Source organism: Trinickia sp., assembly GCF_035492435.1.
Taxonomy (GTDB): domain Bacteria; phylum Pseudomonadota; class Gammaproteobacteria; order Burkholderiales; family Burkholderiaceae; genus Trinickia.
Genome location: NZ_DATJJF010000211.1, coordinates 1 through 11,605, shown reverse-complemented (window position 1 = coordinate 11,605; position 11,605 = coordinate 1). Strand labels below are relative to the sequence as shown.

The window sequence follows — 11,605 nt, the reverse complement described above, 5'->3', positions numbered from 1 at the left end:
TTTAGGCGCCCACACGCGCTCAGCCGTCCGTGCGCGGGCGCGCTCGACACTGACGATCGGCTGTTCCGTTTGCGGGCGGAACTGCCTTTTGAGGACCCAGCAGAGAACTGTACTTTGCCAACTCATCGCGGCGCGCTCCACAAACAGCGGGAGACAATCGTGGTCATGAAGAACGACCTGCTGCGATCGTACCGTTTGTCGGCGGCGCAATCCAGTCTCGGGCAACGAAGGCCAAAATCGGCTCGTCGCCCATTCTCTTCGTAACGATCAGGCACCGCCTAAGCGGCGCCTTCGTAGACCCGACGTTTCAATAGGACTTTGCTGGCATGAGCTGGCCGCGAATTTCACCACCCGGGTATTTCGCGGTATGGACGTTGACGTACCACTTGCCGGATTCCAGGTCGTTAATTTGCGAGTCGGTCAACGTCGCTTCGCCCTTAAGCTTTCCACTGTCTTTCGCGGCAACATCAATGGGAATCTGGATGCCCGCGTTTTGGCCAACCGGTGCCGGCCCATGGAAGTGGGCCATCGTCGCGGGGCCGGTGAGCTTGTGATAATCGCCCTGCCACGTCAGTTGCTTGCTCGACGTATCGAGCGTCGCCGTTACCTCGCCTGCCCCATGGCTCGTCGTAGGTGGCACTTCGCTCGACGGCGTCATTTGAGCCTTATAGACGACCTGATCGGCAAACGTCACGCCAGTCGCGAGCCCCCACATCAACAAGGCCGCACTCACTTTCCGCATCGCACGCATCTTGTTCTCCTGTCTATAGATGACCTGCGCTTAGCTGGTCCTGCCAAGCGGTGCCAATACTAGAACAAGTTCTTTAATTGCGCTTGTCGACGAGGCGACGACCTTTTCAGCCGTCGGCAAGCGAAAAGTCAGTTGCAGTCTTGCCATGATGGCAGAGCGGGCCGGAATGCAATGTGTGCGCTCAATCCCATTTCGAAAGGCAACAACCGCGTTTGTGCCGCATGCGAGGCTTTTCCGTTTCAGGAAACCCTACACGTCCACCGTGCACGAGCGGCCGCTCAGCGTCTCTTCGCCGCCTCAGCTCCATCCACTGCTGCTGCCTGCGCTGGCGTTGCCTCGCTGGCCGCTACGGTCGGCTCGAAAACGCGTTCGCGGGAACTGACCATCCGCGCATAGGCGGACGATCCACCGTAACTTTTCAGCGCCGCGGCCACGTCCCCCTGAGCCGACTGAATGTAGCCGTGCAGAATGTGCGAGCCCGCCTCGATGTTCGCGGTGACCTTCGTGAGATCAATATGACGCACGAGGTTTCGATGTGCGGCAGGCACGACTTGCATCAGCCCCGTCGCGCCATGCTTGCCATGCGCCTTCTCGCGAAAGCGCGATTCGATCGAGATGACGGCCAGCACGAGCGCGGGTGGTAGCGAGTACTTCGATGCCGATGCGATCACCGCATCCGTGATTTCCTCCGCCTTCGCCCGTGCAACGCCGAATTTCGCTACGAGCAGGCTCGAGATGCGGCGATCCTGCGCCGCAGCCGTCTCGCTTGCGACCGTCTCACTTACAGCAGGGACCGAAGCGGCGAGCGAGATGCTCGGCGCTTCTGACGCGGCCAAAGCTGCGGACGCGCCACTTGCTGACGCGCCGATCGATTCGGCGTCCTGAGCATGAGCACAAGCAAGGACTCCAAAATAAATCAGCAGAGCACGAACGATTCGACTCATGGATCCATAACGGATTAAATTGACCCGCATTATAACGGCGTCATTAATCCGCGTTAAAACCCGAGCCAACCGTCATAATCCGTGCATCGAATGACAGCCGGTGCTAAACAAACAATTCTGTGCTTTGAAGCGGTTGTTTACCCATCACGGGCCGCGACGCCACTAAACCGGGGCCGAGCTATGACGTCGTCGAAGCTAGCGTTCAGACGGCGAAAAAATCGCGCTCAGTCGCACTCGCGCGTGCGTCGCGACGCAGCCAGGGCACCGCGCGGCCGGCCGCCAGCGCGATTCGATCATGCAACGCCGGGCTCGTGAGAACATGGCCCGTGAAGTCACGCTCCGAGGCGAACACGCCGATGGGCAGCGTGAATGCCTGAAAGAAGCTGAAAAGCGGCCGCAATTGATGCTCGATCACAAGTGCATGGCGGTCGCTGCCGCCTGTCGCCGCAAGCAGCACCGGCATGTCGACGAGCGCGTCCTGACGGACGAGATCAAAGAGGTGCTTGAAGAGCCCGGTGTAGGAAGCGCGAAAGACGGGACTTGCAACGACGAGCGCATCGGCCGTCTCGATGGCATTCAGGTGCACCTCGACGTCGTCAGGCACCTGAGTCCGATAAATCGCCCCACCCAGTGCTGGCACAAGCTCGCCAAGCTCGATCAAGTGAATGTCCATCGGCAAGGTGTCGCTTAATGCCGCGAGAATCGCTTCGACGAGCACCAATGTCCGCGAGGGACGCTGCAGCCCGCCGGAAACAGCCACCACGCTGAGCTTCTTATTCATTGGCGTCGATTTGTTGAATTCTGTTGAAAGCTCGTCAGACGGAACATGCCGTGACGAAGGGAATGGGATGGCCTCGATGTCAGGCACTGCCGCGCATCTGCGAATGAGAAGGCTCAACGCTATCCGGTCGCAACACACGCTGCAGCACAACATCCTCGATTACCGCGAATGCCGGTGTGCCGCGCGCCCGGGGCCGTTCGAGCTTCACCTCGCGATCAAGGGCGATGCGCCCCCGCTCGATCAGCAGAATGCGCCCCGCGAGCGCTACTGCTTCGTGCACATCATGGGTAACGAGCAGTGCGGTAAAGCCATACTCGCGCCAAAGCCTTTCGATGAGTTCCTGCATCTCGATTCGGGTCAACGCATCGAGCGCGCCAAGCGGCTCATCGAGCAGCAAAAGCTCGGGCCGATGCACGAGCGCACGGGCGAGTGCCACTCTCTGCCTTTGTCCGCCCGAGAGCTCAGCAGGCCAATCCTCCTCGCGGCCGGCGAGACCGACTTCGTTCAAGGCCCACCGCGCATCGTCACGCGCTGAACTCGGCAAGCCGAGCATCACATTCGCCAGCACGCTTTTCCAAGGTAAAAGGCGTGCATCCTGGAACATGATGCGTGTGCGCGGCTTGGCTCCGGATGCGTCGCTGGGTGACTTCAACATCTGCAACGCCCCATCGTCGGGGGCCTCAAGGCCCGCCACAAGACGCAGCAACGTCGATTTTCCGCAGCCGCTTCGACCGACGATCGCAACGAAGCTCCCCTTTTCAATCGAGAGGTTGAGCCGATCAAGCACGATACGCTCGCCGTAGCGCTTCGAGATCGAACGCAGCGCCACTGCGGGGCCGGCCGTCACGGCTGTAACGGCGGCATCCCCTTCCTCGCCTCTTTCGCTTTCGATGGCATCGATTGTCACCCGGCTCATGCCTTCACCCCCTTCAAGCCGAGGGGACGTTTGACCGTCTTCACCCATTCGGCCGCTTTGTTGCGCCTACTGCGCGGGTGAACCCCACCGCCCGCATAAGCCGGATGCCACGGCAGCAGCCATTTCTCGAGGCCGCGAGCAAACATGTCCGCAAGCTTGCCAAGCGCCGCGTAAAGTAGGATGCCAACGACTACGACGTCTGTTTGCATGAATTCGCGTGCGTTCATCGTCATGTAACCGATCCCCGACTGTGCCGAGATCGTCTCGGCAACGATCAGCATGACCCACATGAGCCCTAACGCGAAACGCACACCGACGAGGATTGAGGGCAACGCCCCCGGCAAGATGACTTGGCGATAGAGCGCAAATCCACGCACACCGTAGCTTTTCGCCATCTCGACGAGATTTGCATCGACGGAGCGGATTCCATGGAACGTGTTCACATAGATGGGAAAAAAGACGCCGAACGCGACGAGAAACAGTTTCGCCTGCTCCTCGATGCCGAACCAGAGGATCACGAGCGGAATCATCGCGAACGGCGGTATGTTGCGAATCATCTGCACCGTTGAATCGAGCGCCACCTCGATCGGCCTGAAGAGCCCCGTGGCGAGCCCAAGCAAGAACCCGACGCTGCCGCCAATCGCGAGTCCACCCAAAGCACGCAACGCGCTAACTTTGACGTTCGCCCACATTTCGCCGGTGCGCATGAGTGCCCACGCTGCTTGGCCGACCACGAGCGGATCGGGTAGGATGCGCGACGAAAGCCAGCCCGCGCGCGCACTCAACTCCCACCCGAGCACCACGAGAGCCGGCACAATCCAGGGTACAACACGCATCGCCAGGGCAGTTCCCCGTTTCATGCCATCGCTCCTTGCAAATCACTTCGTAGTACTAATCAACTTCCCGCATTTCCATTAAGCTTGTGCCGCTTTGGGCAAGTGCGTGTATCCGACGATCTCACCAAACGGCCCCGGCAATGACGAATCGAGACGCTTGCGCACTCCGGCCGGCAGTAACGGAAAGACGAGCTCTGCAAAGCGATAGGCCTCCTCGAGGTGTGGATAGCCGGAGAGGATGAATGTGTCGATGCCGAGATCGGCATACTCAGACATGCGTGCGACGATTTGTTCAGGACTGCCGACGAGTGCCGTCCCCGCCCCCGTGCGCACGAGCCCAATGCCGGCCCACACGTTCGGATAGACTTCGAGTTCAGCGCGACTGCGTCCCTTGCCTCGATTCAATGCGGCCATGCGCCGTTGCCCTTCCGAATCCATGCGAGAGAAATCCGTCTGAGCCTTGGCAACCGTTTCGTCATCGAGGCGGCTGATGAGTCGGTCCGCTTCGGCCCATGCGTCACCCTCGGTCTCGCGCACGATCACATGAAAGCGAATCCCGAACTTGATTTGGCGCCCCTTGGCCAACGCCTTGGCGCGCACGTCGGCGATCTTGGCCTCAACGGCATCGGGCGGCTCGCCCCAGGTGAGGTAGGTATCGATGTGCGAAGCGGCAATGTCGTGCGCAGCACCTGATGACCCACCGAACCATAAGGGCGGATGCGGCCGTTGCAACGAGGGGTAAAGCAGCTTGCCGCCCTTCGAAGTCAGATGACGGCCCTCGAAGTCGACTGTCCCACCCTCATGCGCTGTCCTGAAGTGATCGCGCCAGATCGTGAGAAACTCGTCTGTGATCTGGTAGCGCGCGTCATGATCGACAAAGACGCCATCGCCTTCCAGCTCCACGGGGCCGCCGCCGGTCACCACGTTGATCAGCAGCCGGCCGTTGGATAGCCGATCGAACGTCGCCGCCATGCGAGCGGACAAGGCCGGTGAGCTCAAGCCCGGCCGTACCGCGATGAGGAATTTGAGCCGCTGCGTCGCCGCGATAAGACTCGATGCCACCACCCAAGCGTCCTCGCACGAGCGGCCTGTCGGCAAAAGCACGCCTTCGTAGCCAAGAGTATCCGCTGCGACGGCGACCTGCTTGAAGTAGTCGTAGGTGGCGGCACGCGCCCCTTCCGACGTGCCCAGGTAGCGAGAGTCGCCGTGGGTGGGGATGAACCAGAAAACCTTCATGCGACGCTCTCCACTTTCACGCAAACCACTGTGCGTTCTTGACATTGATGGACTTGGGGATCAGCTTCAACTGGCTGAATGTGTCGGCGATCGTTTGCTGCGAAGCCAGTACCTTATCGGAGGTGCGAGCAACGCCATATGACGCACGGCGGGCCGCCACCTCGACGATGCTTGCGTCGAGACCGACCAGAGGCGCCAGCTCTTGCGCGACCGCTGCCGGGTTTGCTATGGCCCAGGCATCCGTCGATACAAGTTCGCCGAGCACTGCCTGAACGAGTTGTGGCGTTGCCGAAGCGAATCGCCGAGCTGCGAGATAGAACTGCGTGTTGTCGACGAGGCCTGTTCCATCGGCAACGATGCGCGCGCCAACCTGTTTCTCGACCGCCGCAAAATAGGGATCCCAAATGGCCCACGCGTCGACACTACCTTGCGTGAAAGCGGCACGTGCATCGGCGGGCGCGAGGTACACAGGATTAATGTCGGCATAATCCAAACCCGCATGCTTCAATGCACGCACGAGCAAATAATGGACATTCGATCCCTTGTTGAGCGCGATCTTCTTGCCACGCAGATCGGCGAGCGAGCGGATCGGCGAGTCATGCGGTACGCCAATAGCCTCAGAGGACGGCGCAGGGGGTTCATTGCCGACATAAACGAAATCGACGCCCGCCGCCTGCGCGAAGATCGGCGGCGTCTCACCCACGGTACCGAAATCGATGGCACCAGCATTGAGCCCTTCGAGCAACTGTGGGCCGGCAGAAAACTCTAACCATGAAACGGACACGCCCTCTTTCGCGAGGCGCTTTTCAAGCGTTCCACGCGCCCTGAGCATCACCAGGGTGCCATATTTCTGATAACCGATTCGCACCGTTCTCGCCGATGTACTCTGGGCTTGTGCGGCCTGCCCGTATCCGACTCCCCGTGCTCCGACGGCGAGCGCGGCGCAGCTCATAGCGGTCATCTTTAGCCAGTTGCGGCGAGCAGGTTCGCGTAGTTGCTTGTTTTTAGATGGCATGAGTTTTCCACGACGTCATTCGACGCCTTAGATTCGAATTGATTAGGTATGCAAAGCGAACAGGATGGAGCCTGGTTCGATCACAAACCGCGCATGCCAGTCTAGAAAGGCTGGCTGGTCGTGAGAACCATTGTTTTCAGCTTTGCTCTTGCCAGATCGTCATATGGCAAAACCATGGAAAACAAAGAAGCAACAGGAAAAAGTGTTGTCGTGGGGGGGATGGTCGCTAAATCGCCTGCGTCTTGTCTTGCACAAGACGAGTTCAGACACGCGGGACGAATTAAGGCACCGCAACATGCGCGATGCGCAATACCATCAAAAGCAAGCGATGTGTGTGCCGTCTTCGATGACGAACGAGGTGACTCAAGCCTCATTGCCGATCCCACGTGCGCAGCGAGATAGCGACTCGCTGCGCACGAAATTGCCGGCCGCCATTTCGCATCACATCGTTGCGGTGGAGCCGCAACCGCAGGACTCGCAAGTGCGCTATTCGCTGGTACCTGGTGTCACGGATATCGCGAGTGCCTCGGTATATACCACCTCCACCTGATCGCCCTTCTTCACATTCTTCAACTGCGCGGGGTCTTGCACCAACACATCAACGGTGTTGCCTTGAGGCCCCCTCACTGTAACGGTTTGCGTTTTTGCATTAACCCCGGTGACATCTGCCATCACCGTTACCTCCCGACCAACCATCCCTCCGGGTTTGGCCCCGGGAGCGGCGCGCTCTTCTATCTCACTCTCCGTTTTGGAACGCGGGCCGCTAGTCCTCTTGAGACTAAGCGACACCGCTTGTGTGTATTGAGCGGTGACGATGTCGCCGATCTTGAGTTGATCGAAATTGCGAGCCTCCTCGCCCACCTGAAGATGCACCACCCTGCCTTTCCCGGTCTTGAGCTCAACAGTGCGCGTCTCCCGCTCGATACCCACCACCGTGGCCCTGAGCGTGGTCCTTCCCACGACAGTGGCACTTCCCGGTTCTCGGGTCACATCCACTGAGCTTTGCGCTTGAGCCCATGCGGGACATGCCACCATGGCGACGGCGGCCATGAACACGAACTTTTTGATCTTCATCTGCGCGCTCCTTGGATATGCCGGTTGCGTTGCGGCTGAGTACAGCTATCGTGTGAGGAACCTTCACCAGTCAAGCCGGACTTTGATGCCACTGCAGGTTCCTACAGCAGAGCAGTAGCCAGAAGTCTCACCGCGAGAGGCTAAGCATTGACTCCCGAACGCGCCATCGGACCTTGGGCCTACTGAGGGCGATTTACCCGAGATGCCCCGATCCAGGCGGTCGAAACTCGTGACGGCCAATTCGATCATGCGCCCCTCTTCTCACCGCGTAGTCATTCTGTCCGACGATTACGCGCGATCGTCGGATATGACGCTCCCGTCAGTTGCGGCGCACACCCTTTATTGGTTGCGAATTAAGTACGGCTAACGCTGAAGGCAGCTCGCGCCAGCACACTCGGGAGTCATCGGGTAACGATCGAGGTGGCCCCATTCCATCGGAATAGAGATATTGCCGAGGCCACGGAATAATCGGTGCGCCGCGCCCGTTAAAGCGTCGAATGACTGTGGACAACGTTTCGCTTCGCCACGGTCGATCACGATCAATAGGGAGATCGCAATGAAATTGCGCAGCATTTTTTCTACAGTTTTTCTGATGACGATGCTCGCCATATCGACGTTGTCACAAACGGCTTGCTCGTCGCCTGATGATGGGTCAGCGTCGTCGAGCAGTTCAGGCAGCTCGAGTGGTGGCGGCTATTGAAACGAGTGATGAATTTGACATCGACTGAGTGGACTTCGAAGCCGAAGTGATTTCCGGGCTTCCGCTTCTGCGACGTTACGCACGTGCGTTGACGGGAGACCCCGCATGGGCCGACGATCTTGTCCAGGATACGGCGGAGCGCGCGCTCGTGCGTCATAGGGCGTTTCGCGCGGGCACCAACCTGCGCGCGTGGCTATTCACGATTCTCAGGCACATCTACATCGACCAGTTGCGCGCCCGGCGTGAGATCGCCGTAGACGAAGACGCCGCGCCTTGGCGAAGCCTGGAAGCCCCACGCACGGAGGTTGACGCTCTGGTATTGCGTGACGTGCAGGAGGCGCTTTACCACCTTCCTGTCGAGCAGCGCGAGGTGATTCTCTTGATAGGTGTCGAAGAGTTGACGTATCAGGAAGCGTCGGCAGTACTCGGGGTGCCGATCGGGACGGTGATGTCTCGGCTGTCGCGGGCTCGCGAGCATATGAGAATCTTGCTCGCCGGGGAGGCTTGCCCGAAGTCAGCCACGCTCAAAGTAGTAAGAAAAACGCCATGAACAGTGACCGCCGCAATCCCGATCCCCCGGAGCGCCTCGACTTGCAAACGCTGTCCGCGTTCATCGACGGGGAGCTCCCTCCAGCAGTACAGGCCGCCGTTCGTGCCGGCCTGGAGCGTGATCCGGATGCCAAGATGCGCGTCAATGCGTGGCGAGCCCAAAACGCGGCGCTCAAAGTGCTTTGCGGCGACCTCGACAAAAATGCGTCGCTCGTAGTGCTGCGCAAGCGCACTTCACGGCTGAAGCACGTTGCCATGGCAGCAGGCTGGCTTGCTGCAGGCATCACTTTGGGCGCGACGATGGGCAGTTTGCTGCCACGCGTTTTTGAGGATGCGCACGAATCGGCCACATTCGCACACCGCGCCGACATCGCCTACGCTGTTTACGCGCCCGAAGTGAGGCATCCGGTGGAAGTCGGTGCGCACGATGAGACACAGCTGATCAGTTGGTTGTCGAAGCGGCTTGGACGGCCCGTCTCGATCCCTTCGTTGCAGGAGTACGGCTATACGCTCGTCGGTGGCCGATTGCTGCCGGGCGAAAAAGGGCCTGCCGCACAGTTCATGTACGAAAGCCGGCAAGGGGCGCGACTTACGCTCTATGTCGTGCGGACATCAACCGGTGAGATGGCGTTTCAGCACCTGCGCGATGATGAGAGGATCACCTTCTACTGGGCCAGCGACCACCTCGGTTATGCGCTATCGGGGCCAAAATCCGAAGCGAAACTTCGAGAGATTGCCGCTGACGTATGCAGCTCGCTGGGTGGGCGGCCGCAGTCATGGTCGGATTAGTCGTCTGACTTGCGGCAGTGAAAGCGTTGCCCATGACGCTGCAACATACGTAGGGCCGCCGGAGCGATAACGGCGATGAACGTTCTTCCTCCGAACTTATCCGAGGCACGGTTTCGTCAGGCACTCGGCGAGCTTGGCGCCATCGTCGGACGCGCGCAGGTCCTCGAAGCCGTCGACATTCTCGCAGGTTACGCCGATCCTTTTGCGCCGGGCCCCCAGCAACAACGCTTTATGACGTCGGCGGTCGTGTTGCCGGCTTCGGTCGACGAAATCCGAGAAATCTTGCGCGTGGCGCGCGCGTACCAACTGCCGCTCTGGCCCGTCTCCACCGGCCGCAACTTCGCATATGGCGGTGCAGCGCCGCGTTTGTCCGGCTCGGTCGTGGTGGATTTGAAGCGGATGAACCGCGTGCTCGAGATCAATGAATCGCTTGCCTATGCGCTCGTCGAACCTGGCGTCACGTATTTCGATTTGTATGCCTATCTACGTGAACACGGTTTGAAGTTGTGGATCGACCCTGCTGCGGCTGGGTGGGGCAGCGTGACCGGGAACGCGCTCGAGCGCGGCTTTGGCTACACGCCGTACGGCGATCACGCTGCGATGCAGTGCGGAATGGAAGTGGTACTCGCCAATGGCGACGTCGTACGCACGGGGATGGGCGGAATCGAAATCGGCACCACCTGGCAGCTTTACAAGCCCGGCTTCGGGCCTTCGTACGATCCGATGTTCATGCAGTCCAACTTCGGCATCGTGACTAAGCTTGGGATAGCGCTCATGCCAAGGCCAGCTGCCTATTTGCTCGCGCAAGCGCGGTTTAGCCATGAATCGGACCTTGAAACCATCGTCGAGATTCTTCGGCCATTCAAGTTGGACGAAACGATTCGCGGCCACGCAGTCATCGAAGGCGCTGTTCGCTTCGCGGCCAGCATCGGTCCGCGTACTCAATGGTACGAAGGCAGCGGGCCGATGCCCGAGGCGGCGATAGCCGCGATGATCAAGCGGCTTGGCATCGGCCACTGGAACTTGCGCTTCGGGTTGTACGGCGCAAGCGAAGTCATTGAGGCGCAATATGCGATCGTTCAGCGCGCATTCTCCCGCGTGCGCGGCGCCGAGATTGAGGCAAGGCGCTACGCCGGAGATGCGGAACCGGTGGCTGGCGGCGACCGCAATATGGCGGGCATTCCGACCATGAGCGCCTTTCGTATGCTCGATTGGCGCGGCGGGTCGGGCGCACACGTCGATTTTTCGCCGATCTGCCCCTTCACGGGCCGCGACGCGATGCGGCAATATCTGGTTGCCAAAACACGTATGACCGAATACGGCTTTGACTATTACGGCGGCTTCACGGCGGGCACGCGTTATCTTCATCACATCGTGGCAACGATATTCAATCGCGACGACGCGCAGCAAACGGATGCGGCCAGTGATTTGCTGCGCGTCTTGATCAGCGACGCACGCGCTGCAGGGTATGGCGAATATCGCGTGCATCTTGCCTATATGGATTTCGTGGCGGCGCAGTACGATTTCAACAACGGCGCGTTACTGAGACTTTCCGAAACGATCAAAGACGCGCTCGATCCCGACGGCATTCTTGCTCCGGGCAAATCGGGCATCTGGCCGCGCGCGTGGCGTAGCTACCGAGGCTATACGTAAAGTGGCGGGCAAGCATGGCGATTGACGCCAGCAACACACAAGTGCCGCGTCAAGGTAGAGCGATATGAACCGACGCCTCTTTATCCAAGCGAGTGCAGGCCTGGCTGCAAGCGGATGGTTCGGGCGCGCGTTAACGACACCCATGCATGATGCAGAAGCAGCACCGCCTATCGCTATTGTCGATCCTTCGCTGGTGCAAAGCGTGCAATGGGCCTACGCAGTGGCACGTAAGGGAGCGCGTGTCATCGCGTGCGGCGACGACGTGGCTGACCTCTGGTACGCATTACTGGCACGCGTAGGCGCTCCCATCGTTGGTGCGTTACGCCCCTCCGATGTCTTCGTGTTGAAGCATCTCATGAAA

12 protein-coding genes and 1 pseudogene are annotated in these 11,605 nt (G+C 59.8%); 4 read left to right on the top strand and 9 right to left on the bottom strand.

The window, feature by feature from the left end; genetic code table 11:
* Window positions 1–307 precede the first annotated feature (307 nt).
* The 9 genes from VL598_RS15250 to VL598_RS15210 form a co-directional block, all read right to left on the bottom strand.
* Window positions 308–751: a CHRD domain-containing protein gene (locus tag VL598_RS15250; protein WP_325327567.1), complete on the bottom strand. Its 444-nt coding sequence runs from the start codon at window positions 749–751 to the stop codon at window positions 308–310.
* 278 nt (window positions 752–1,029) lie between these two features.
* Entirely contained in the window at window positions 1,030–1,695 is a 666-nt protein-coding gene (locus tag VL598_RS15245; protein WP_325327566.1) for a transglycosylase SLT domain-containing protein, read from the bottom strand.
* A 202-nt stretch (window positions 1,696–1,897) separates the two neighbouring features.
* Window positions 1,898–2,476, bottom strand: coding sequence for an FMN reductase (gene msuE / locus VL598_RS15240; RefSeq protein WP_325327565.1), 579 nt, complete (start codon window positions 2,474–2,476; stop codon window positions 1,898–1,900).
* Between the two features lie 79 nt (window positions 2,477–2,555).
* Complete coding sequence (locus tag VL598_RS15235; protein WP_414718731.1) at window positions 2,556–3,440, bottom strand: ATP-binding cassette domain-containing protein; 885 nt, start codon at window positions 3,438–3,440, stop codon at window positions 2,556–2,558.
* Entirely contained in the window at window positions 3,389–4,252 is an 864-nt protein-coding gene (gene ssuC / locus VL598_RS15230) for an aliphatic sulfonate ABC transporter permease SsuC (protein WP_325327564.1), read from the bottom strand. Before ssuC ends, VL598_RS15235 begins: the two co-directional genes overlap by 52 nt.
* 54 nt (window positions 4,253–4,306) lie before the next feature.
* Window positions 4,307–5,464 (bottom strand): FMNH2-dependent alkanesulfonate monooxygenase, encoded by a 1,158-nt coding sequence (gene ssuD / locus VL598_RS15225; protein ID WP_325327563.1) that lies wholly within the window; start codon window positions 5,462–5,464, stop codon window positions 4,307–4,309.
* 16 nt (window positions 5,465–5,480) lie between these two features.
* A complete protein-coding gene (locus VL598_RS15220) occupies window positions 5,481–6,479 on the bottom strand; it encodes a sulfonate ABC transporter substrate-binding protein (RefSeq protein WP_414718730.1) in 999 nt (332 codons plus the stop codon).
* Window positions 6,480–6,965: 486 nt separating this feature from the next.
* Complete coding sequence (locus tag VL598_RS15215; protein WP_325327562.1) at window positions 6,966–7,553, bottom strand: hypothetical protein; 588 nt, start codon at window positions 7,551–7,553, stop codon at window positions 6,966–6,968.
* 363 nt (window positions 7,554–7,916) lie between these two features.
* Window positions 7,917–8,162, bottom strand: coding sequence for a hypothetical protein (locus VL598_RS15210; RefSeq protein WP_325327561.1), 246 nt, complete (start codon window positions 8,160–8,162; stop codon window positions 7,917–7,919).
* Window positions 8,163–8,281: 119 nt separating this feature from the next.
* Here VL598_RS15210 and VL598_RS15205 point away from each other — a divergent pair, with 119 nt between their 5' ends.
* The 4 genes and pseudogenes from VL598_RS15205 to VL598_RS15190 form a co-directional block, all read left to right on the top strand.
* Complete coding sequence (locus VL598_RS15205) at window positions 8,282–8,803, top strand: sigma-70 family RNA polymerase sigma factor (protein ID WP_325327560.1); 522 nt, start codon at window positions 8,282–8,284, stop codon at window positions 8,801–8,803.
* Window positions 8,800–9,591 (top strand): anti-sigma factor, encoded by a 792-nt coding sequence (locus VL598_RS15200; RefSeq protein WP_325327559.1) that lies wholly within the window; start codon window positions 8,800–8,802, stop codon window positions 9,589–9,591. Before VL598_RS15205 ends, VL598_RS15200 begins: the two co-directional genes overlap by 4 nt.
* 75 nt (window positions 9,592–9,666) lie before the next feature.
* The gene (locus VL598_RS15195) at window positions 9,667–11,244 is read left to right on the top strand and encodes an FAD-binding oxidoreductase (protein ID WP_325327558.1); all 1,578 of its coding nucleotides are present in this window, start codon (window positions 9,667–9,669) and stop codon (window positions 11,242–11,244) included.
* A 64-nt stretch (window positions 11,245–11,308) separates the two neighbouring features.
* Window positions 11,309–11,605: pseudogene (locus VL598_RS15190) on the top strand (hypothetical protein); the annotation flags it as partial.